A 21,139-nucleotide genomic window follows, 5' to 3' on the forward strand; every position below is an offset into this window, starting at 1 on the left:
ACGAATGGAAGTTTATTTTAAAAGATCTTTATAGAATCTTTTGCAAACACCTCATTTAATATTGGAGTTATACTGCAATATTCCTTTGGTGCTCCCCTTCAATAATTAGAATGTCCCCGAACTGAAATTAATATACAAAAGAATAAAAAATTTTTCTGTGCAATCATTTTTAATTAAAGAAGAATGTTGTTAAACTATAGATAATACATATTGGAGGTACAATAGATGGCATTATTAGAAATAAAAAATGTTACTGGAGGCTATACGAAGAATCCTGTTCTAAAAGATATTTCTTTTTCCATCAATAAGAATGAGATGGTTGGTTTGATTGGTTTAAATGGAGCTGGGAAAAGTACAACAATCCGGCATATAATCGGGTTAATGGAGCCACATAAAGGAGAAATCCTTATTAATGGAAAGACGTTTGAGGGAGATAAAGAGGCGTATCGAAAAGAATTTACCTTTGTACCAGAAACACCTATATTATATGATGAATTAACATTGGAAGAACATTTGAAGATAACGGCAATGGCATATGGTTTGTCTGAATCAGAATATCAAAAACGAATGGACGTACTATTAAAAGAGTTCCGTATGGAGAAAAGATTAAAATGGTTTCCTGCTCATTTTTCCAAAGGAATGAAGCAAAAGGTTATGATAATGTGTGCTTTTCTAGTAGAGCCATCGCTTTATATAGTTGATGAGCCATTTGTTGGTTTAGATCCTCTTGGAATTCAATCATTATTAGACCAACTAAAGAAAATGAAGGAAAAAGGTGCAGGTATTTTAATGTCCACTCATATTCTTGCTACAGCGGAAAGATATTGTGACCGGATTATTATCATTCATGAAGGGAAAATAAAGTGCCAGGGAACGATGGATGAGTTAAGGGCAGCATTTAATATGCCAGGTGCAACATTAGATGATTTATATATCCTTCTAACAAAGGAAGAAGAACATGTTTGAATTTAATGAAAAGCAACTGTGGAGAGCGCGAGCTGGACAAACAGCTAAAGAATATGGCCAATATTTAAAGTATATTTTTAATGGACATCTTGTCATTGTTTTAGTTTTTTTACTAGGAACTGCTGCCTACTATTATCAAGCATGGTTAAAAACGATTCCTAATGATTTTCCTGTTGCTCTTATCATGAGCTTTATCCTTACTCTTTTTGTGACGAATAGCCCAACCTACACCTTTTTGAAGGATGCTGATCGAATCTTTTTAATTGCAGTGGAAACAAAAATGAAAAAGTATTTTCTGCAATCGATGATGGTTAGCTTTGTCATTCAAGGGTATGTACTGGTTATAATTCTTGCTGCTTTAATGCCATTATATGCGCAAGTACATGGCGGAGATTTTAGTCAATTTTGGTATTTGCTTATTGTGTTACTAATTAGTAAAGGAGCTAATTTGCTGATTCGTTGGCATATTCAATACTATGTAAATGTTCGCTATCATTATATAGACACGGTTGTGCGCTTCTTGATTAACTTAGCTATCCTGTATTTATTATTTGCCGATTCTTCTCCGCTTTTTATACTTGCTTTGCTCCTTATCATGGCATTCTTGCTTATATATTTTCAGAAGGCAACTAGCAACAAAGGAGTAAAATGGGAATATTTAATTGAGCAGGATGAAAAAAGACTAGCATCTTTTTATCGTTTCGCTAATATGTTTACAGAAGTACCAAAGCTAAGAAACCGTATTAAACGAAGACGTTTTCTTGATGTATTGTTTAACCGTGTTCCTTATGCGAAAGAAAAAGTATTCACCCATTTATACTGGAGGACCTACGTTCGTGCAGGTGATTATTTCGGATTAACGATTCGGCTTACAGCAATAAGTGGAATTTTCATCTTTTTCTTGTCTTTTGGACCTGGACAAGTATTCATAAGTGTATTGTTTGTTTTTTTAACAGGATTGCAGTTACTGCCCCTTTGGAATGCATATGATAATAAACTGTGGATTACTATTTATCCGGTGGAATCTTCTTATAGAGAAAAATCATTTAAGCAAATTATGGCATCTATTTTAGGCTCCCAAGGGATTATTTTATCTCTTATTATTGCCTCAAAAGGGGACTGGATGTATGCATTGATTTCTTTCATTGTAAATGTTGTTTTTATTATCTTCTTTGTGCTGTTTTACATAAATAAAAAAGTGAAAAACGGATAATTGTGTCAGGAGCTTTAACCTTTGTGTGTTTATAGAAGGTACTGAGGCTCCTTTTTTGTGATTAGAAACAAAGAAAAAAGGGAACCATTCTTTCTATTGTACGTAAGAATAAGCATAAGGAGGAAGGGAAATGAATGAATATGAACAAAGAGCTTTAGAAGAAGTAGAGGAGTGGAAACGTAAAATTCAAAAGCGTTCGTCCATTTTAAATAGAGTGTCTAAGAAAGCGCAAACCAAAATAAATTCTTATATACCAGACAAAGTTCACCAAACAATCACGGAAGCAATCAAGCAGATGATTCAAGCTACCTTAGCTGGCAGTAATATTATAAAGAAAAAGAATCCGCCTTTCTTCCATTCTTTACAAGGAAAAGATGAAGAGCTAACGAAAAAAATTAGTCAATACAAAAAAGTTGCTGTTGTGGAAGGAGCGGGAACAGGTGCTGGCGGGCTATTGCTTGGTTTGGCGGATTTTCCGCTGTTACTTTCCATTAAAATGAAGTTTTTAATGGAGGCAGCAACTACGTACGGATACGATACGGATCAATTAGAGGAAAGAATCTACTTACTGTATATTTTTCAGCTAGCTTTTTCGAGTGAAGAAAAAAGAAGAGAAACATTAGAGGTAATCGAAAATTGGGAAGAAGAAAGGCATAAAATTGCTTCTCTTAATTGGCAGGAGTTACAGCAAGAATATCGCGATTTTATTGATTTTGTAAAAATGCTTCAATTAGTACCAGGTATCGGGGCAGCTGTAGGTGCATACGCCAATTGTAATTTAATGGATCAATTAGGAGAAGCAGTTAGAAACGTTTATCGCTGGCGCTATTTTCAAGAACAGAATCAAACAAAATAAACGGAATGGGTTCATTAAGATGAATCCATTCCGTTTTCCATTCGGAAATTTACGAATTTATTGTTGTATTAGTTTTTTCTTTCGAATAGGAAAGGTCGTATTGGACAGCGGCAGAGCACAAAGTTTTTGCAGCAATAAGCATGGCCTTTTCGTTAATATCGAATCTTGGATGATGATGAGGATAAGTTGGCTCGTTCGTATCAGGCATTGCACCTGTGAAGAAAAAAGTTCCTTTAACATGCTGAAGATAATAGGAAAAATCCTCCCCGGTTAATTCTGGTTCGCTTTCTTGTACAAGCAATCCTGGAATAGTTTGTGCACAGCGAGCTAAAAAGGAAGTCTCTTCTGGATGATTTACAACAGCAGGATAGCCATCATCATAAATAAATTCATACGTACTGTTTGCAGTATAGCAGGTTCCCTTGATTACTCTTTCTAGTTCTTCTTTTATTAATGCTTGCGATCCTAAATCAAATGTGCGAACTGTTCCGCCAAGTGTTGCTGTATCGGCAATTACATTAAAAGCATTACCGGATTCAAGATAACCTACTGTTACAACAGCATGATGAATAGGATTAACTTTTCTGCTGACAATTTGTTGGAGATTTATGACTAGCTGAGAAGCGGTCACAAGAGAATCTTTTGTTTTATGGGGCTGTGCTCCGTGTCCGCCTTGGCCTTGAATTTTAACTTTGAATTCATCTGCAGCAGCCATCATTGGACCAGCTTTGTAGGCGACAGTACCTGTCGGGAGTGTCGCCCATAAATGCGTTCCAAAAATTACATCCACGTTTTCGAGGCAGCCTGCTGCAATCATTGCTTTTGCTCCGCCAGGGTTTGATTCCTCTGCATGCTGGTGGATAAATACAAAATTTCCTGATAGCTCTTCTTTATATTCATTTATTACTTTAGCAAGTATTAATAATGTTGCTGTATGTCCATCATGACCACAGGCGTGCATCACACCTGGAATCTTTGATTTATAGGGTACTTCTTTTTCATCTTGTATCGGAAGGGCATCAAAATCAGCACGTATTGCTACTGTTTTTCCAGGCTTTCCTCCATCTATTTTTGCGACAACTCCATTCCCACCAACATTTCCAGTAACATGAATTCCTAATTTTTCATAGAAAGAGATGATATATTGAGCGGTTTTATGCTCTTTAAATGATAATTCTGGATATTGATGAAGGTATCTCCGTATTTCGATCATCTCGTCGTAATAAGTTTCTAATCGTTCCCACATAGTTTGTAGCATCTCTTTCACCTCGTTTTACTATTTAGAATATTTTCATTATAGCATGGAAAAAGTAAGAAGATAGGAGAAAAGAGAGCAAAGTAAATACCGTTCATGTGAATTTTTCCTATCCTAATAAGGTTGATGTTGCTAAAATAAGGATAATATGGAATATCATTTAGGAGGAAATTATGGATATTAGAAATTCAAAAATGGCTTGGGGATTACTAGTTCTATCATTCCTGTTCTTTATAATTCTAATTGTCGCTGTCAATGGACAGGAGAATTTATCGTTTGAAACAGGGCTAACTGAGTTTATAGATACACTTTTTCCAGCTAGTTTCAATCCTTTTTGGAAAGGAATATCTTACTTAGGAGATAAAATGGGAATTGGGATTATTGCTTTGTTATTTATCCCATTTCTTTGGTGGAAAAAGAAAGATTATACGGGGATTGCAGCATTTGTCTTATGTGTGGGACTTGGAAATGAACTGAATAAATGGGTCAAAGATTTGGTGGCAAGACCCAGACCAGTAACTGCTGATGCCATGGAGACAGACAGTTTTAGCTTTCCTAGTGGGCATGCGATGGTAGGTTTACTTCTTTATTTATTTATTGCTCATATTCTTGCGAATGAGATAAAAAGAAATGTAGGAAAGCTAATTTTAGCAGCTGCTTCATTTTTGTTAATTATTTTAATCGGAATAAGTAGAATTGTTTTAGGTGCTCATTACCCAACAGATGTTATTGGTGGTTATTTATTAGGAGGTATCTGGTTGTTTTTATGGGTTAGCTTGTATGAAACTTTTAAAGATCGACTTAATAAACAGGAGAAAAAGGTTGGGACATAACTAAATAGATACTTTGTAAAAACGAACAATCTCTAATTTAGCTAGTAAATAGTGGCTGTTTTTGCACGTTTTTTACAAGAGGAAATATAATTAGTTGGGAAAACACAGCAGCCGGAATCGCACCAAACTTCATGGAAACATCCTTTAAAAAACCAAACAAAAAACCAAACAATTATACGGAACTTTCATTAGTATCGTCGTATAATTGCTCGGATCTATCCTTGGCTGGAATACTTATGACCCAGCCTTTTTGTTGGTTTCTAAGTGTTAGTAACTAGTTAGATAAGGAACATGGCAAAAATAGTAGTTACCACTAATCCAATACAGACGGGAAGAAGATTTCTTCTTGCTAATTCGAATGGATCGACGTTACAGATTGCAGCGGCGGGTATTAGTGCCCAAGGAACTAAAGTTCCAACACCCACGAAAGACACATTATTACTTCGCTGAAACAATCAAGATTTTCCTTGGTATACCACGCTTATATTCATCTTCTGTATCTACAACAATTTGAGAAAAAATTGTTCCAATTAATTGCTTACGTTCATAATCATTGGCATCTTCCCATAGCGATTGGATATTTTCTAGAATAAATTTAATTTCTTCTGTATTTGTTCTTGCTGCATTTTTAAATTTCAATAATTCTGCTGTGAGTTGTTTTTCCTTTTCTCTCAAAGTTTCCGTTTCTTCGATTAATTCCTCAATCCCAATTATGTCATTTTGGTACATTACTTTTTGTTTCTTTAATAATTTTTGGGTGAGTTTTAATTCATTTTCTAAACTAGCTATTTTAGCTGCCGAAATATTATTTTGTTGAGTATCTCCTGTGAAACCTTTCGTTATTTCCTCAAGCGAATTTAATATTGTTAAGACTAGGTTGTCTTCCATAATGATATGACTAGTACAATTTTTACCAGCTTTTTTACCAGAACATCTATATGTTTTTACACTACTTCCACCCCTGTGTCCTGACATTGATGATCCACATCTTGCGCATTTTAATATGGACGAAAAATAATAATCGCTAGTTTCTCTCTTCCCACCAAATGTTCTCCTTTTATCTAATATATCTTGCAATTCCCAAAAATCATTTCTTGAAATTATTCGGTCATGTATTCCTTCATAAAGGGTTTGTTCGCGAGGAGGTTTTTTGGAGTCTTTTTTATTCTTATTGAAGGTTAAGTATCCAGCGTAAACAGGATTATTAGCAATATCTCTTACTGTATCAACATGCCAATCTCCACCTTTTCTTGTAGAGAAACCTTGCTCAGTTAGTTTTTTTGCTATTGTGAAGAATCCAAGTGACTTTGAAAGTTGGAAAATATATTTAATTATTGGTTCCTCATCCTTATCTATTATCAGCTTTTTATCAATTATCTTATAACCATAGGGAGGAGTGCCACCTTTCCAAATACCAAGTTTCGTTTTCTTCTCCATACCTAATTGCACTCGTTCAGCTGTATTTTCTCTTTCCCATTGAGCAATTGCAGCAACTAAAGTGATAAACAATCTTCCCATAGCATTTGTAGTGTCATATATTTCTGTTGCAGATTTAAATTTACAATCATGAGCATCTAATACTTTTAAAATTTCATATAAGTCTAATACCGAACGAGTTAGTCTATCCAAACGATATACAAGAAGTACGTCAATACCCCCTTGTTTTATCTGATCCATCATCATTTGAAATTTAGGACGATTCAAGTCTTTCGCAGAATAACCGTCATCAATGTATGGATCACCAACAAGTTCCCAACCTTGAGAAATACAAAAGGCTTTTAATTTTTCTTCTTGAGCAGCGATAGAGTATCCATGCTTCGCTTGTTCATCAGTGGATACTCTTATATAAGCAACACATTTCATTCAAGAATTCCTCCTAAAATTTAATATCTAGTGGAGCCATGTACCAAACTAATTTTCCTTTAATCGAAACAGGACAATGATCCATATCTTTATCACCATAGAATTGTGTTTTATGTTCTGGATTGTAACTTAAAGGTTCTAAGGTAACGCCGTCTTGATGTTTAAAAACTCTTTTTAATGTAGCATCATAACCATTAACAGCTACAGCAGCAATGTCCCCGTTATTCACTTCAATTGTTGGATCAATTAAAGCCCATGCTCCTTCGGGTACAACTTTATTCATACTGTCTCCAATAACTTCTAGTAAGAATGCATCTGGATAGGTTTCATAAACTTCTCTCGGGACGTTAACAAGTTCTTGCACTTCAATCATTTCAATTGGAACACCAGCAGCTATAGATCCTAATAAAGGCATTTTCACAGAATCAGAACCATGAGATAAAGATGAACCTATAGAAGTTACGTTATCTTCTTTATCTTCAATAATGTCACTTTTTAAAATTCCGAAATGATCAGCAATTTTTTGGATAGTTCCCATTCTTGGAGTCTTCAATTCATTCTCCCAAGTAGAAACTGCTTTATCTGATACACCAGCTATTGAAGCTAATTGTTCTTGTGACAGACCATGTTGTTCTCTTAATCTTTTTATATTTTTTCCTATACTCACTTTTTATGACCTCCGACCTATTTTATATATATATCATTCTATACTAAAAGTAGAACTTATTCAATATAATGTCGAAAAAAATCTACTTTTAGTTAGAATAATTTTCAGAAAGGTAGATTTTTTTTTGTTTTTTCTTGTTGACACTCCACTTTAAGTAGAGTATTATGTGGTTGTGGATGAAAATAAGTGAGGTGATAACGTTGAAATTCACTCTTAAACAAGCGAGGCTTCTCAAAGGTTTAACTCAAGAACAGGTTGCTAAGGAGCTTGGAATCCATGTTCAGACATACAGAAAGATGGAAAAGCATCCAGATGATGTTACTGTCGGTGAAGCTAAAAAGATAAGTGAGATTCTAGAATTTAGTTACGATTTTATTTTTTTTAACACCGACTCTACTTTTAGTAGATATGAAGGTGGAGAATCTACTCCTTAAAGTAGAGTTGTCCCTGCTACCCACCTGCATACCTTTTAAAGAGGTGATTTGAATGGGGATACCAAAAGACATTATTACAGAAGAAAAAGTATGGAAACTTAAGCCGATTATTGAACAAATTCTTTCAAGGAAACACGGTAAAGAAATCAAGTTCATCAATCTTACTATTGGTGATATCACAATTCAATGTGACAAAGAAAGACCTTAGATACAAATACAATCCAAAGCCAAAGCGCTGTGAACCGAGCCAAGCAAACATACTTAGAAAGAAGTTGGCACATATCAGTAATAAAAAAAGCAGATTAATTTTGAGAGGAGAAACGAAATGAACTTAACTATAGCAAAAACTGAACTATTTAATGCAGCACAATGTGACTTTTGGACAAATGAAAATAATGAAGTGTTCATGACGACTGAACAATTAGGAGTTGCTCTAGGATATTCGCAACCTAAAGCAGCTATCGGAAAATTACTTGATAGAAATGAATACCTAAGTAATCAGGAGTTTTCAGGGGTTACCAAATTGACAACCCCTAGCGGCGGAACACAAATGACTCGAATTTTCACAGAAGACGGAATTTATGAAGTAACCATGCTATCCAAAACAGAAAAAGCAAAAGAGTTTCGCCAATGGGTCCGTCAGATACTTAAAGAACTAAGAAAACCCAAAGTACTTACAGATCGTGAACAACGTGTGGAAGCCTTAAAACTGACGTTAGAACACGAGGAAAAGCTAGTCGAGTATGATGGCAGACTATCCAAGCTGGAAGACAACGTAAGAATCGATTCATTCGAACAGAATGCCTTACAGAAGCAGATTAAAAAGCGAGTGTACAAAGTATTCGAAACAGCCAATCCGAATGGATTAGACCTAAAAAAACTGTTCCCATGCATCCACAGAAACTTTAGAGATGCGTTTGGAGTACCGACCTATCGTGATTTACGCAAGTTGGATTATGAAGAAGCGGTGTCATGGGTTAGTACTTGGAGACCATTAATTTAAAAGGAGATGATGATCGTGAGCAACTATCAAAAATCAGAAATGCTACTAAACTTCGCATTTGAAATGACATTGAAAGGTCATCTTAAAAAGGCAGAGTGGGCTAGGGAAAAGAGTCGTAAATATTATGAAATGGGTGTGAAGTAATGAAATTAAAAGCAGTAAGTTCAACTGGAAAAGCATTAACAGAATTAACACCTGAGCAACAGCAAAGATTCATTTCGCAATTAGCTGAACAGCAAGATGAAAACATAAAGTTTGGTATGGAATTGAGTCTAATGATTTTAGGTTATGAAGTTGTGGAGGGGGAGGAGTAGATAACTATTACGCAGTAAGGGGGGTTTGTGTTTGTTTAAAATTAGAATTGTTGTACAACAAGGTAATAAATTTGACGCTATGCTTTTTAAGGATAAAGAAAGTGTTGGTGGAGTAGGAAAAGATGATGAGGGTTTTTATATCAATCTTTCACGTAGATTAACAATTCAAGAGTCAATTGATTTATTGAAAATGATTAACGGTTTAAATGAAGAATTTTACCGATCCGAAGTAGCTATCCGATATGTTGATTAGCCGAATAGTTCGAAACTACACCGACAAAAGTCGGTACTCTTTTTACACTTCATGCAGAAATTGTCTAACGGTTTAAAGAATATTTTTAGGAGGTGAGCATAGTGAGCCAAGAAGTTATCAACGCGGTATTTGATGGTGATCTACATACAAGGATTCAAAATGTAGAGTTCTCCACAAGTCCAAGAGCAATTATTACAGTAGGCGAAATGATGGAAGGGGTTGAGTGAAATGAACGCAGCACAAATGCGAAAGAAATCTACAGCTAATCAACATAAAGTAGCTGTAGCAAACTTAGAACAATTTATTAATAGAACAAATGAAATTATCACAAGTAAAGCTAATGATGGTCATTTCAGTTACATCACACCTGTTCCCGGTGATCCTTTATGGAATGATTTTAAATTAACTAAATCACTAGTGAACTATTACAAAGATAGAGGTTTTCAAGTGAGTGTTATTGACTTGTTACTTAGTGTTACGTTGAAGATATCATGGTTGGAAGAAGAGGAAGAGTTACATGATTGAACATCCAATAATCAGTCAAATACGTGCCACTGGTTATCCGAATATGATTGCACAGCCGGAACACGCTGGGATTGATTTCTTCGGAAATGAAATTTTAGTAGGTGACGAGATTATTGAACATGATGGCAATGTCATTTTAGCTGACAGTTTAGAAGATTACTTGATTGAAGAATTAGGGTTTGAATTTAAAACAGCAGAATAGGAGGACAAGCTATGAAACAAGGTAAGAATCCAACTAAAAAGCAAAAGATACACATTAAAAGTTATGGGTTAAATCCCGACAACTGGCTGATTTATAAGAATGCTGGTGATCAAGTTTCATTGGTTCATAGATTTACAGGAACAACAAGAAAAATCCCAAAATAAAAGACCCGTGTTGGCGCACGAGTCAAGCGACTTTCAAACAAATAGTTAAGTACATGATAGGACATATTGTTTTAAAAATCAAGGGAGGAATTATTTTGAACATCTCTTTTAAGTATATAAATATTGAAAACTTTAAAAATCATACAAAACTGCAAGTGAATTTCAGTGATATTACCAACATCTTTGGACGTAATGGTGTAGGTAAATCATCCATTGGGGATGCAGTAGCTTATTTGCTGTACGGTACTGATGTATTAGGAGTGAAGATCGATCCTAAACCAATTGGAAAAGATGTTGAAACAAAGGTTGAACTTTTGATTAGTAAAGATGGAACAGAATATTTATTAGGTAAATCTCTAAAGAAAACTGCGAAGTTTTACATAAATGAGATTCCTAAGAAAGCTACCGAGTTCAGTGTCTTTATTGAAGAAAACTTATTAGAAAAGAATTTGTTTTTATCTCTTTTTACACCAGTCTATTTCTTTACTCAACATTGGCAGGATCAAAGGAATTTATTATTGGGTCGCATCAAAGAACCATTGAATAAAGAAGTTTTTGCCGCAATGAGCAACCTTGAAGTTGAGACATTAGAGGGCAAACTAAAAAAATATTCTTTAGCTGATTTAGAAAGTGTACATCGGGATCGTTATAAGAAAAGCGATAAGTCTTATGAAAGAGCATCTGAGAGAGTAATTACTTTAAAAGAACAACTTGAGAAAAACTCCAATGAAAACATTGATTCAGAAGCAATTAGAAAGAAAGTTGAACTACTGCGTAAAAAACGTGCGGATTTAGATGAACAAAATCAAAAACGTTATAAAACAAATGAAGAACGCAATCAAATAAAAATGCAAATGGATAATTTAGAAAAGCAAATAAACCGCCAAAAACAAATTGTGTCTAGCATTCAAAAAGAAGAAATTCAAGAAACTTGTTCAACATGTGGACAGCCACTAGATGATGATTCTATTCAAAAAGTTAAAGAACACAGAAAGTCAAGATACAACAATGAAGTGTCTGGGGGTCAAGAATTAGTAAAGCAATATAACAAACTAAAAGAAAAAATCGTAAGTTTACCAGAAAACGAACCAATAGATCGCTCTGAAATACTCAACTTAGATGATGAAATAACAGATTTACAAACAAAATTAAATCTTGCAAACCGATTGGATGGATTAGAACAAGAGATTGAAGAAGCACAAGATAGTGCAGAAAATATTCGAAAAGAAAGAAACGAATCCCTAGCTATCATAGATGCTATTAAATCCTTTAAAGCTAAACGATCAGAATTGATGGTTAAAAAAGTGGATGATTTATTTACGACTATTTCTGTGAGACTTTACGAAACGCTTAAAAACGGAGAAGAAAAAGCAACTTTTGAGATTGAGATGGATGATAAACCATACAGCAAATTATCAACTGCTGAAAAGATAAAGGCTGGTCTTGAACTGATCGATGTATTGTCAAATCAATCTGATGTGATAACACCTACATTCGTTGATAATGCTGAATCCATACTGAAATTCGTAAAACCAACTGGACAATTAATTGTTGCCAGAGTTGTTGATATAGATTTTCAAATTAAAACTGAATCATTGAAGGAGGAAAAGGTAAATGAGTAAAAATCAATTAGGCCCAATTAACACAAATCAATTTGAGGAATATTTCTCACCTAAAGAATTAGATGTAGTTATTAACAGCATTGCTAAAGGAGCTAATAACGAGGAACTAGCATTATTCATTCAAATATGTAAGCACAATGGCTTGGATCCTTTTAAAAGTCATATCTACTTTATCAAATATGGCAACCAAATGAGCATTCAAGTATCAGTTGAAGGAATTTTATATTTAGCCCAACAGAGAGAAGATTTTAATGGAGTTACTAATCAATTGGTTCATGAAAATGACGAATTCGAAGTAGAAATTGATCCAGAAACTCAAGAATTAAAAATAATAAAACATTCAATTAAAATTCCTAGAGGAAAAGTGGCAGCTGCATACGCAATTGCCAAAAGAAAGGATTATCCCGATAAAGTTGTTCTTATTGAAACGGATGAAGTAGAACACCTTAAAAACAAAGCAGGAAGTCAATGGAAAACTTATTATAACGACATGTTTAAAAAGCACGCACTAAAAAGAGCCTTGAAACTTCAATTCGGAATAGAGGTAGACGAAGAGAATTTAGGTCAAGATTCTACAGAGTCTTATCAACTAAGAGAAAGAATCGATATTACTCCTGGTGAGCCAGATGATTTCAACGAAGAAGAAGAATTAAACAAAGTTTGGGATGAAATTAATAATAAACTTAAAGCTGCTAATATCCCCAAAAGCTTTTTAACTGAATTAATCAAAGAACAATACAATAGAAAACCTGCCGATTTAACATTACAACAAGTCGTAGGATTGTCAAGATTAATTGATTTAAAGATTAATGAAAAACCTGAGTTAAATAAGACATTAGAATTTGACTTTGAACCAATTGATTAATCATGAATATCATTCCTGATAAAGTGCCAACTCATGTTGTGCTGCCGGAATGGATTTGGGATAAGGCAAGTGATAAGAAGGAGTTGCAGCGGTTGATTTTACAATACATCAATCGTTGCTATCCAAGATATCAAGTTAAGAAAGTATCAAACGGAATGGCAATTTGTTATAGGAAGTAGGTGAGACAATGCCTGAGAAAGATACTCGATTCTTCCCTGTGCATATAGGATTGCTTTCACCAGAACATAAAGAACATATTGGTTCAGCGTTATGGGAATTTTTATGGATGATAGCTAGGACCACAAAAGAAAAACAGGATGATGGAGAAACTTGGGGCATTGTCCTTGGTGGTAAACCTATAAAGCTAACTGAAATAGCAGAAGAACTAGGAAGCAGTGAACACACGGTAAAAAAGAACATTGCCAAACTAAAAAAGTATAACTATATCGAATCAACAAGAGCACCTTATGGAGAGATTTTTAGAGTTAGAAAATCTAAAAAATTTATCAATAAGAGACAGACCAAAAATGGTACATCTCTCAAGGACAGAGAGACCAAAAATGGTCTATCTCAAAGTGAGAGACAGATAAAAAATGGTCTATCTGAGCCGAGAGATAGACCAAATATGGTCGAGAGACAGATAAAAAATGGTCTATCTAATAAAGATATAAAAGATATAAAAGATATTGATATAAAACAACAACAAGATATAAAAGAAAGTGATGTTGATGTTATGGAAAATAATCCAGTTTTAGAATATGAAAAATCATTCGGATTCCCTTCGCAAATTTTAATTCAAGAATTTAATTTTTGGATAGATAGCGAGGAATCATTTTTCCAAGAACCAGAAGCCATTATTTGTGAAGTGATTAAAGAAGCAAGGAAGTATCTTCCGAATAATCCTCCTAGCTATGTGAAATCAATTATTAAGAAATATCACGACTTGCAGCTATATACCTTGGAAGACGTTCAGGAATATAACCGTAAATTCGAAGAAAAAAGAAATGGTGGTGGTACAAGTGCCAGAAGCAAGAAGTATCGCTCAGGTAATGGAAGAGCTCCAAAAAAGAGTAGCGAATCGATCACAGGGAACCAAGTCGGATGGATCGGAAAACGAGATTAAATACAATTGTTCAAAATGTGAGGATAAGGGATTTTATCTAGAGGATATTCCTGATTTAGATAGCGAAGGGATCCAAAGAAAATGGCCCAATGGTGAACTTAAATTCTATCTAACTATGAAAGATTGTACATGTGCGAAAAAGAAACGTTCTAACCACCTTCTTAAATTCAGTGAGATAACAGAAGAGTTTCGGAAAATCAATTTTTCTAGCTTCGTTCTTGAAGGTAAAGACAGTGTTATCCATGATGCCTACCGTTGTGCTGTTGCTTACTTTAAGAACTACGAAGGTATTAAGACAAATCGTGTAAACAGTATATCCCTTCTTGGACAACCAGGTTCGGGGAAAACACATCTTCTTATCGCATTAGCTAACAATCTCATTATGAAAAAGCAAGTTAGCGTATTGTACTTCCCATTCGTTGAAGGTTTTAACGATCTTAAAGACAACTTTGATCGTTTGGAAGAGAAGCTAACGAAAATGAAACGTGTTGATGTGTTGTTTATAGATGATTTGTTCAAAGGTCGCGACTTTCCTACAAACTTTCAGATTGAACAAATGTTTGCGGTTATTAATTACAGATACATCAATCATAAGCCAATTATGATTTCTTCAGAGAAAACAGTCGATGAACTTTGCGATATTGACGAAGCTCTAGGAACAAGAATTTTCGAAATGAGCAAGGATTATACGGTTGTTATCAAAGGTGATCGTAAGAAGTTAAATCATAGATTGGTAGGCTTAGACAATGTGTAATCTATGCAACGGAAAGAGAGTTATTCATGAGTTTGAAGTGTATGGCATACGTTATAAACCTTGTCCTAAATGCCCGCCTATAACAGAAAAAGAGTTTCATACTGATTTAGATGCACTCAAAGAGCGAATCAAAGCATTTAAGAAGGAAATGAGCGCAGTTGGCAGCTAAGAAGAATCGAACATCACCGCATAACTATAAGCCGGACGGAAGGGCAAGAAGTGACAGGAGAATAACCGTACTCGAAGATTGTAACTTTGAGTTTTATGAAAGTGACTTAAAAGAGATTTCTAAACAATTTAGGGATTACCGAGATATAGAACGAATCGCCAAAATGATGAATCGTGATCCAGATGAAATCATGTTAGCAGTCATTCATCTAGCAAAAAGCAAAAAATTAAAACAAGTGAATAGGAGGAAGAAAAAATGAAGTGCTGTTATCCAAATTGCAATCAAGACGCAAGCAGTACTTGGGCGCTCGTTCCATTGTGTGTCCATCATCATAAATCAATCGAAGAAGAGACGGACAAGTATTATAACCAAGATCGAAGTAAGAGAATTCCTTATGGATTAAGAGATAATTACCTTAATATCGCAAGTCAAATACCATGGAGCAGAAAGGAATGGGGATATTGATATCATTCACAGTTTATGGGGAGCCGAATGTTTCTACGAAAGCTAGGCCAATAAAATATGTTATCAACGATACAGGTTGTTGGAATTGCGTTAGTCATACAACAGATAGATCTGGTTATCCCGTTATCACTCGTCAAGGTAAGTTTTGGAGAATGTGTAGATATATGTACACCATTCATAAAGGTGATATTCCAAATGGAATGGTCATTCTCCATAGATGTGATAATCCGCAATGTATTAACCCTTCACATTTAAGTGTAGGGACGCCTAAAGAAAATTCTATAGACATGGTGAAAAAAGATAGACAAGCCAAAGGAGTTAAAAATGGCGGTGGAGTTAAATTGGATGAAGACAAAGTAAGACGAATTAGAGAGGATAACAGATCATTACAAACTATTGCTGACGAATATGGTGTATCAAAGCGATTGATTTTAAATGTTAAAAAGAAAAGGAATTGGAGGCATGTAATATGATTCACTTTATAGTTTATGGAACTCCAGTAGCGCAAGGAAGACCACGTTTTAGTAATCACGGAGGCTTCACAAGAGCCTATGATCCTAAGAAATCAAAGGATTTTAAGCAATATGTAAAGTTAGTTGCTGCTGAACATAGACCACCTGCTCTTTTAGAAGGTCCATTGTTGCTGGAAGTTAAGGTATTCAAACCTACTTTAAAGAGTTTCAGCAAAAAGAAGGCAGAAGCTGCTGAAAGTGGAGAATTACGTCCAGTCACAAAGCCAGATGTTGATAACTATGTGAAAGGTATCAAGGACGCTCTAAAGCAAATCATTTGGAATGATGATAGCCAAGTAGTGGATTTACACGTTAGCAAATGGTATTCACAGACTCCTAGAATCGAAGTAACTGTATCGGAAGTGAAGACTCATGAACCCGGTTATCATCAGACGACAGCGGAAATATGAAGCTGTACAAGCAATTAATGATCTTGTAAGTCGAGGATATGAGATTACTTATCCCCTTACTGAAATTAAGAAGGATGGAAAAGTATTCGACCGAGATAGTTACAACAGAAAAATCTTTGTCCAAAACACTCATAGCAGTTGTTGGATAGCCAAATTAAGAAAAGTGGAAGGGCAATAGGAATGAACTTAGAGCAAGAAAAAGACGAATTAAAAGCAAAACTTATTAATCTAGGATATTTCAAAACTCCTGATAATAGACAACTTTACGAGCTTACATACCAGGAGCTTAAAAATATATATAACCAATTAAAAGGAGCGAATTAACATGTCATATGTAGATTTCAAAGCTTTAGTAAAGAAGATTAACCTTAAGCCAAAAGGCGTGAAAGAAATCGTATTGGAAGTGAGCGATTCTGCTTTAAAGGGACATTTAGACAAGTTAGCTGAAATGATTGATGAAAAAGCAGAAATTCAAATTGAATCAATGGTTGTTAACTATAACGTTACTTTAAACGCTCAGACTAATCGTCCTTTGACTGAGTACAAAGTAAATAACAATGGTGTGGTTGAGGAGGTAAAGCCAACATTCGAGCAATTAGAAGCCGACTTAGATTTACCAGAAGAGAAAATCGAGACCAAAGAAGAGAAAAAGGAAATCGATCGTGAACATATCGATGCATTTATTGCAGCTGGTCTTGCTCCGCAATTAGAAAATTATCCTGAAAACTTCGCTGATATTGTTAAACGAAAAACAGAAGGTGAATCTTTCAGTAAATTAGCCAGTGAATTAGAAATCAGTTCTGGTACAGTTGCAGACTTAATAGACGATTATCGAAAAGAAGTAGCTCCACTTGCTGAAGCTTGGTGGGAATGGAAAGAAAGCCAAGGTGAAACAAAAACGGAAGAAAATGAACCGAAAAATGAAGAGTCAGTAACAGAAACCGAGGAAAAAGAACAAGAAACAGAAGGAAGTGAACAATCCGAGGAAAATGAAGATGAAGATGGAGCTGCATAAGTAATAGCTTCACTCTCCTTCCTTCGGGAGGGAGAGAATCAAAAATTAGGAGGGACAGAATTGGAAGTAATCAATGTTGGTTTATACGGAGGTAAAAGCATATTTGGAGGAAAAGAAACTCCGTTAGAAGCAAGTATTATCTCTTGTGATAAACACAAAAGTTGCTCTTTTTATAAAAATGGAACGTGCTTAAAAGTAAGAAGTTTCGGTAGTGGAGGATGTAAATTCGGAAGTGTAAATACAGTAAGAGGATATACAAGTAGAGCAAAGAAATATAGCGAATTCAAAAGAAAATGGCGCGAACATGAACAGTATAGCAAGTTAAGTTATCCACCACAAAAATTAGGAGTTATCGATGATGTTGTCGTTTTCCCATATCCGTTTATCAGAATAACCAAAAACGAAAATGAAAAATACGTAGTTGGAGAATTTGCTTTGTTTAGTAATAGCAATTCGTATATAGAATTAGAGAAATTCAATAGCGATTTGATATATCGCATCTGCTCTTATCGTCCACAAGCAATGATGGGCGGAGAAATAACTAGTTATCAAAAAGAAAAAGTACCTTTGTTTTTAGCTCACTTGCAAGAAGTATTGCCGGAAGTGTATGAGAACTTCATTGAAGCTTATCCTAAGTTTGGCAAAAAGATAGATTACGTTGGAAGAAAGGCTTTATTAAAAACAATTAATCCTTCTGAAATTAGCTATTACAGCAGAGATTACCCGAACTTAACTAATCATTGGTACTGGGATGGTGAGTTTCTCACTTATAAAAGTGGCTATGTGAGTAGTGTTTCAATAATCAATGATTATGAGGTAGATACCTTTAAATTAAAGCCGTCTGATAAGTCAGTGGTAAAAATAACAAGCAATGAACAGGTAACATCAGAAACTGTATTTATAGATTAGGAGGAATCAAAATGAACCTACAAAAATTATTTCAAACACAAAAAGTGCTGCGTGACAGAATCGGCTATGAGGGTGAAGATCGTTTTGAAAAATTAATATTAGCATTGCTGGTTGAAATTGGTGAATGTGCAAATGAGTTTCGCGGCTTCAAATTTTGGAGTAAAGACCAAAAGCCAAGAACAGAGTTAATTCATCGAGATCCGCATGGTCAATGTGCTGATGTTGTAACAAATCCACTCCTTGAAGAATATGTGGACGGATTGCATTTTCTTTTAGAATTAGGGTTGGAATTGAATTATACAAATATGTTGCAGTCAATTATGGAATCTGAAACGATAGAATGTCAATTTAATGATGTATTTAATGGCGTTTGTTATTTGAGAGTTGCAATCCAAGGTGATTGGGGAGAGGTAGAAAAACAAGAAGCTTTTGAGGCTTTATGGGCTGATTTTTGGGGATTAGGAATTATGCTCGGCTTCACTTGGGAAGAGATTGAAGCAGCTTATTTTGAGAAAAACAAAATAAATCACGAACGACAAAACACAGGGTACTAAAATGAGCATAACAAGCCTGTTAGATATGACAGTATGCTTGATGTGCAATGGACATGGGATGATTGGTAATAAGGTTTGTCAGCATTGTAAGGGTGCTGGTGAACCACCAGTAATAATTAAAAAGAAACCTAAGAAGGTATAGTATGAGTTTTCTTTACGGTTTTTGGGTCGGTCAAGTATCTATATTTTTGATTGTGTATTTGGGATTCAGACATCAAGAAAAGAAACATAGAATGTGAGGTGTTAATCGTGGAAGAAACAACAGAAGAATATATGCCTTGTGCATGGTGTGGCTGTGGATTGATTCCTGTATCGGAGGGGTTTTGCTCTATAGAATGCTTTAAAGAAAATGAGTCGGCTAATAGGGAGTAGATAACTATTGTGCAATAAGGAGGATTGTAAAAATGAAAGTATTTGTTGTTCTTCATCAAGAAAATAAGAAAAGTCCTGTTACTGTATTAGATACTTACACAGACGAAGAAAAAGCAAGTAAACGAGTAAAATGGGAACGTGATTTAACAGATGAAATTGTGTGGTATCAAGAGTCTGAATTGATTGGTAAGTAATAGACAGTACGAAACTTATCCGCAGAAAGGAAGGGTGAAGGTGAATGATTCAAATATATTGTAATGATGAAAACTCAGTAAATAAATGGTTAGCTAGAAATCGAAATGTAGAAATAATTAACATCCAAATGTGCTTAACAGCTGAATATGGAGAACATATTATGGTTGTTTATAAAACGAATGAGGATAAATAAAAAAAGCCAGGAATACTCTTCCCAGCATTAAATAAAACAACCTAAATAAATTATATCATGGGGGGAGTCGTCTTGAAACAAATGTCTTTTGTGCTTCCTGAGATAGATCGCAAGGCTACACAAGAAGCTGTGGAAGGAGCAATCGAAAAATATCGTTTTTATTTAATGAGTGTACCAGAAGAAAAACTCCCACAAGTAACGCCTAAGTACACATTAGAATTGCCAGTATTCTCAAATCAATTCCATTCAACAACAGAACAGATCGCTATTGAACGTGTAGACGAAGAAAGAAAACGCCAAAGCTATGTAGAGTTTTTTCGTAAGGCTGTAAACCGATTATCTCCAAGAGAAAGACAAGCCCTTATACTTAGGTATCTAGGAGAAGAAGAACTGTTCGATTATGAGGTTTATAACGAGTTAGGAATGAGTGAATCGTATTACCACCAGAAGTTTAAACCTAGAATCTTTTATAAATTAGCATTTGCATTGAAAGTTGAAGTAATAAAACCTAAGGAGGAAAAAGAAAATGGGATACTCTAAATCAGAGCAAGAAACAAGCCTAGTATTCGATTATGAAAAGAATGAATGGAATGTTTACTCAACAGTTCCTAAGCATATCCGTAAGTTAATGAATATTGGTGAAATGAATATTATAGAATCAGAGAATGACAGACCGATAGCAATTAAAGGTGTTTTAAAAGAAAAACAAGTCTCTATGAAAAAAGAGCGTGTTTTATCGGAAGAAACGAAAGAGAAGTTAAGACTAAACGGATTAGCCATGAGAGAAAAAACGAACTGACTTTTATAATTTATTTTCGAGAAAAAACGAAACAGAAACGAATCTACAATGTTTTTAAAACGAATCTAAAATGAGCATTTGCTTTTAGATGTGTTAAATTTGTAGTATCAAGAAAATATAAAAAGAGCGTTCTTCATTTATTGTGAAGGGCGCTTTTCTTTTGCCAATTTATTTATATTGAAGGTGATGATTATGAAACTTGAAAATCATCTACGAACTGACAACTTAGAAAAGATAAAAAAGATTAGGGAAGAGAAATTATCTAAGCACGATTTACGTGAATTGATGGGTACTAACAGAGACACGTATAAGCGTCATAACGGAGCGATAAGAAGAAAATGAGTATTTATATTAGTTTTAGATTCAAACGCTAATTTGAGCCATTGTAGGGTTCTGAATAAGCGTTTTTTATTTTGGAGAAAGAAGGTGGATTAGATGAAGAAGATAGTCTATCTACAAGGACATGTTTATTCAGAAGAAACAATGAATCCTTTTGAAAAGGTTGTGTATGAAAAGCTTGAGGAATTACTTGACCTTCATTTGAAAGGTCAAATCACTTTAGAACAGGCAACAAAATATATGGAGTTCTTAAAGAGTGTACAACCATTTATGAATGATAAGGAAGGGTGAAGGA

37 protein-coding genes are annotated in these 21,139 nt (G+C 34.7%); 34 read left to right on the forward strand and 3 right to left on the reverse strand.

The features are described 5' to 3' along the window. Positions 1 to 225 precede the first annotated feature (225 nt). The 3 genes from NKG37_RS12675 to NKG37_RS12685 all read left to right on the forward strand — a co-directional run bounded on the left by NKG37_RS12675 (position 226) and on the right by NKG37_RS12685 (position 3,035). Entirely contained in the window at positions 226 to 966 is a 741-nt protein-coding gene (locus NKG37_RS12675; RefSeq protein WP_169188078.1) for an ABC transporter ATP-binding protein, read from the forward strand. After that, on the forward strand, positions 959 to 2,179 hold the full coding sequence (locus NKG37_RS12680; protein ID WP_169188079.1) for an ABC transporter permease: 1,221 nt from the start codon (positions 959 to 961) through the stop codon (positions 2,177 to 2,179). The genes NKG37_RS12675 and NKG37_RS12680 overlap by 8 nt, the downstream gene beginning before the upstream one ends. 130 nt (positions 2,180 to 2,309) lie before the next feature. Further along, positions 2,310 to 3,035 carry an EcsC family protein gene (locus NKG37_RS12685; protein ID WP_254416299.1) on the forward strand — a complete coding sequence of 242 codons (726 nt, stop codon included), beginning with the start codon at positions 2,310 to 2,312 and terminating at the stop codon, positions 3,033 to 3,035. A 49-nt stretch (positions 3,036 to 3,084) separates the two neighbouring features. Here NKG37_RS12685 and NKG37_RS12690 read toward each other — a convergent pair whose 3' ends face one another. After that, positions 3,085 to 4,293 carry a M20 family metallopeptidase gene (locus tag NKG37_RS12690; protein ID WP_169188081.1) on the reverse strand — a complete coding sequence of 403 codons (1,209 nt, stop codon included), beginning with the start codon at positions 4,291 to 4,293 and terminating at the stop codon, positions 3,085 to 3,087. A gap of 170 nt (positions 4,294 to 4,463) precedes the next feature. Between NKG37_RS12690 and NKG37_RS12695 the strand changes: the two genes are divergently transcribed. Then, complete coding sequence (locus NKG37_RS12695; protein ID WP_016201955.1) at positions 4,464 to 5,123, forward strand: phosphatase PAP2 family protein; 660 nt, start codon at positions 4,464 to 4,466, stop codon at positions 5,121 to 5,123. A 291-nt stretch (positions 5,124 to 5,414) separates the two neighbouring features. Beyond that, entirely contained in the window at positions 5,415 to 5,573 is a 159-nt protein-coding gene (locus NKG37_RS12700; RefSeq protein WP_224427877.1) for a hypothetical protein, read from the forward strand. Here the strand turns inward: NKG37_RS12700 and NKG37_RS12705 are convergent. Then, entirely contained in the window at positions 5,562 to 6,986 is a 1,425-nt protein-coding gene (locus NKG37_RS12705; RefSeq protein WP_224427870.1) for a recombinase family protein, read from the reverse strand. The two genes, NKG37_RS12700 and NKG37_RS12705, sit on opposite strands and share 12 nt — an antisense overlap. Positions 6,987 to 6,999: 13 nt before the next feature. Next, the gene (locus tag NKG37_RS12710; protein WP_224427869.1) at positions 7,000 to 7,653 is read right to left on the reverse strand and encodes a LexA family protein; all 654 of its coding nucleotides are present in this window, start codon (positions 7,651 to 7,653) and stop codon (positions 7,000 to 7,002) included. A 176-nt stretch (positions 7,654 to 7,829) separates the two neighbouring features. Between NKG37_RS12710 and NKG37_RS12715 the strand changes: the two genes are divergently transcribed. The 29 genes from NKG37_RS12715 to NKG37_RS12845 all read left to right on the forward strand — a co-directional run bounded on the left by NKG37_RS12715 (position 7,830) and on the right by NKG37_RS12845 (position 21,135). Beyond that, positions 7,830 to 8,087, forward strand: coding sequence for a helix-turn-helix transcriptional regulator (locus NKG37_RS12715; RefSeq protein WP_224427868.1), 258 nt, complete (start codon positions 7,830 to 7,832; stop codon positions 8,085 to 8,087). A gap of 52 nt (positions 8,088 to 8,139) precedes the next feature. Beyond that, the gene (locus NKG37_RS12720) at positions 8,140 to 8,295 is read left to right on the forward strand and encodes a hypothetical protein (protein ID WP_224427867.1); all 156 of its coding nucleotides are present in this window, start codon (positions 8,140 to 8,142) and stop codon (positions 8,293 to 8,295) included. A gap of 117 nt (positions 8,296 to 8,412) precedes the next feature. Then, positions 8,413 to 9,090 carry an ORF6C domain-containing protein gene (locus tag NKG37_RS12725; RefSeq protein WP_254416300.1) on the forward strand — a complete coding sequence of 226 codons (678 nt, stop codon included), beginning with the start codon at positions 8,413 to 8,415 and terminating at the stop codon, positions 9,088 to 9,090. 15 nt (positions 9,091 to 9,105) lie between these two features. Beyond that, the gene (locus NKG37_RS26095) at positions 9,106 to 9,234 is read left to right on the forward strand and encodes a hypothetical protein (protein ID WP_263479797.1); all 129 of its coding nucleotides are present in this window, start codon (positions 9,106 to 9,108) and stop codon (positions 9,232 to 9,234) included. Beyond that, complete coding sequence (locus NKG37_RS12730; RefSeq protein WP_224427864.1) at positions 9,234 to 9,404, forward strand: hypothetical protein; 171 nt, start codon at positions 9,234 to 9,236, stop codon at positions 9,402 to 9,404. Before NKG37_RS26095 ends, NKG37_RS12730 begins: the two co-directional genes overlap by 1 nt. Before the next feature lie 31 nt (positions 9,405 to 9,435). Next, positions 9,436 to 9,657, forward strand: coding sequence for a hypothetical protein (locus NKG37_RS12735; protein ID WP_254416301.1), 222 nt, complete (start codon positions 9,436 to 9,438; stop codon positions 9,655 to 9,657). Between the two features lie 101 nt (positions 9,658 to 9,758). Beyond that, positions 9,759 to 9,884: a hypothetical protein gene (locus NKG37_RS26100; protein WP_302183228.1), complete on the forward strand. Its 126-nt coding sequence runs from the start codon at positions 9,759 to 9,761 to the stop codon at positions 9,882 to 9,884. After that, complete coding sequence (locus NKG37_RS12740; protein WP_254416302.1) at positions 9,877 to 10,182, forward strand: hypothetical protein; 306 nt, start codon at positions 9,877 to 9,879, stop codon at positions 10,180 to 10,182. Before NKG37_RS26100 ends, NKG37_RS12740 begins: the two co-directional genes overlap by 8 nt. Beyond that, entirely contained in the window at positions 10,175 to 10,384 is a 210-nt protein-coding gene (locus NKG37_RS12745) for a YqaI family protein (RefSeq protein ID WP_254416303.1), read from the forward strand. The genes NKG37_RS12740 and NKG37_RS12745 overlap by 8 nt, the downstream gene beginning before the upstream one ends. Positions 10,385 to 10,395: 11 nt before the next feature. Continuing rightward, positions 10,396 to 10,548: a DUF6906 family protein gene (locus NKG37_RS12750; protein WP_164463660.1), complete on the forward strand. Its 153-nt coding sequence runs from the start codon at positions 10,396 to 10,398 to the stop codon at positions 10,546 to 10,548. A 53-nt stretch (positions 10,549 to 10,601) separates the two neighbouring features. Beyond that, a complete protein-coding gene (locus tag NKG37_RS12755; protein WP_254416304.1) occupies positions 10,602 to 12,170 on the forward strand; it encodes an ATP-binding protein in 1,569 nt (522 codons plus the stop codon). Then, positions 12,163 to 13,035 carry a RecT family recombinase gene (locus tag NKG37_RS12760; protein WP_254416305.1) on the forward strand — a complete coding sequence of 291 codons (873 nt, stop codon included), beginning with the start codon at positions 12,163 to 12,165 and terminating at the stop codon, positions 13,033 to 13,035. Before NKG37_RS12755 ends, NKG37_RS12760 begins: the two co-directional genes overlap by 8 nt. A 187-nt stretch (positions 13,036 to 13,222) precedes the next feature. After that, positions 13,223 to 14,158: a DnaD domain protein gene (locus NKG37_RS12765; RefSeq protein WP_254416306.1), complete on the forward strand. Its 936-nt coding sequence runs from the start codon at positions 13,223 to 13,225 to the stop codon at positions 14,156 to 14,158. Further along, positions 14,055 to 14,912, forward strand: coding sequence for an ATP-binding protein (locus tag NKG37_RS12770; protein ID WP_254416307.1), 858 nt, complete (start codon positions 14,055 to 14,057; stop codon positions 14,910 to 14,912). Before NKG37_RS12765 ends, NKG37_RS12770 begins: the two co-directional genes overlap by 104 nt. Beyond that, a complete protein-coding gene (locus NKG37_RS12775) occupies positions 14,905 to 15,081 on the forward strand; it encodes a hypothetical protein (protein ID WP_254416308.1) in 177 nt (58 codons plus the stop codon). Before NKG37_RS12770 ends, NKG37_RS12775 begins: the two co-directional genes overlap by 8 nt. Then, a complete protein-coding gene (locus NKG37_RS12780) occupies positions 15,071 to 15,340 on the forward strand; it encodes a hypothetical protein (RefSeq protein ID WP_254416309.1) in 270 nt (89 codons plus the stop codon). The genes NKG37_RS12775 and NKG37_RS12780 overlap by 11 nt, the downstream gene beginning before the upstream one ends. Further along, on the forward strand, positions 15,337 to 15,546 hold the full coding sequence (locus NKG37_RS12785; RefSeq protein WP_254416310.1) for a hypothetical protein: 210 nt from the start codon (positions 15,337 to 15,339) through the stop codon (positions 15,544 to 15,546). Before NKG37_RS12780 ends, NKG37_RS12785 begins: the two co-directional genes overlap by 4 nt. Next, positions 15,534 to 16,019, forward strand: a complete 486-nt coding sequence (locus tag NKG37_RS12790) for an HNH endonuclease signature motif containing protein (RefSeq protein WP_254416311.1) — start codon at positions 15,534 to 15,536, stop codon at positions 16,017 to 16,019. The genes NKG37_RS12785 and NKG37_RS12790 overlap by 13 nt, the downstream gene beginning before the upstream one ends. Next, positions 16,016 to 16,468 (forward strand): RusA family crossover junction endodeoxyribonuclease, encoded by a 453-nt coding sequence (locus NKG37_RS12795; RefSeq protein WP_254416312.1) that lies wholly within the window; start codon positions 16,016 to 16,018, stop codon positions 16,466 to 16,468. Before NKG37_RS12790 ends, NKG37_RS12795 begins: the two co-directional genes overlap by 4 nt. A 180-nt stretch (positions 16,469 to 16,648) precedes the next feature. Beyond that, positions 16,649 to 16,792: a Fur-regulated basic protein FbpA gene (locus NKG37_RS12800; protein ID WP_254416313.1), complete on the forward strand. Its 144-nt coding sequence runs from the start codon at positions 16,649 to 16,651 to the stop codon at positions 16,790 to 16,792. Position 16,793: 1 nt separating this feature from the next. Continuing rightward, positions 16,794 to 17,483, forward strand: coding sequence for a helix-turn-helix domain-containing protein (locus NKG37_RS12805; protein ID WP_254416314.1), 690 nt, complete (start codon positions 16,794 to 16,796; stop codon positions 17,481 to 17,483). A gap of 60 nt (positions 17,484 to 17,543) precedes the next feature. Continuing rightward, positions 17,544 to 18,392 (forward strand): hypothetical protein, encoded by an 849-nt coding sequence (locus NKG37_RS12810; protein WP_254416315.1) that lies wholly within the window; start codon positions 17,544 to 17,546, stop codon positions 18,390 to 18,392. Between the two features lie 11 nt (positions 18,393 to 18,403). Then, positions 18,404 to 18,946 (forward strand): dUTP diphosphatase, encoded by a 543-nt coding sequence (locus NKG37_RS12815; RefSeq protein ID WP_254416316.1) that lies wholly within the window; start codon positions 18,404 to 18,406, stop codon positions 18,944 to 18,946. A 404-nt stretch (positions 18,947 to 19,350) separates the two neighbouring features. After that, complete coding sequence (locus NKG37_RS12820; RefSeq protein ID WP_254416317.1) at positions 19,351 to 19,512, forward strand: hypothetical protein; 162 nt, start codon at positions 19,351 to 19,353, stop codon at positions 19,510 to 19,512. Positions 19,513 to 19,556: 44 nt separating this feature from the next. Beyond that, positions 19,557 to 19,706 (forward strand): hypothetical protein, encoded by a 150-nt coding sequence (locus NKG37_RS12825; protein ID WP_254416318.1) that lies wholly within the window; start codon positions 19,557 to 19,559, stop codon positions 19,704 to 19,706. Positions 19,707 to 19,787: 81 nt separating this feature from the next. Further along, entirely contained in the window at positions 19,788 to 20,246 is a 459-nt protein-coding gene (locus NKG37_RS12830; RefSeq protein WP_254416396.1) for an ArpU family phage packaging/lysis transcriptional regulator, read from the forward strand. Beyond that, a complete protein-coding gene (locus NKG37_RS12835) occupies positions 20,233 to 20,505 on the forward strand; it encodes a hypothetical protein (protein WP_254416319.1) in 273 nt (90 codons plus the stop codon). The genes NKG37_RS12830 and NKG37_RS12835 overlap by 14 nt, the downstream gene beginning before the upstream one ends. Positions 20,506 to 20,688: 183 nt before the next feature. Continuing rightward, positions 20,689 to 20,847, forward strand: a complete 159-nt coding sequence (locus NKG37_RS12840) for a hypothetical protein (RefSeq protein ID WP_254416447.1) — start codon at positions 20,689 to 20,691, stop codon at positions 20,845 to 20,847. Between the two features lie 93 nt (positions 20,848 to 20,940). Beyond that, positions 20,941 to 21,135, forward strand: a complete 195-nt coding sequence (locus NKG37_RS12845) for a hypothetical protein (RefSeq protein WP_254416320.1) — start codon at positions 20,941 to 20,943, stop codon at positions 21,133 to 21,135. Positions 21,136 to 21,139: the final 4 nt, after the last annotated feature.

Origin of the sequence: Niallia sp. RD1, assembly GCF_024219955.1 — a bacterium.
Classification (GTDB): Bacteria; Bacillota; Bacilli; order Bacillales; family Cytobacillaceae; genus Niallia; species Niallia alba.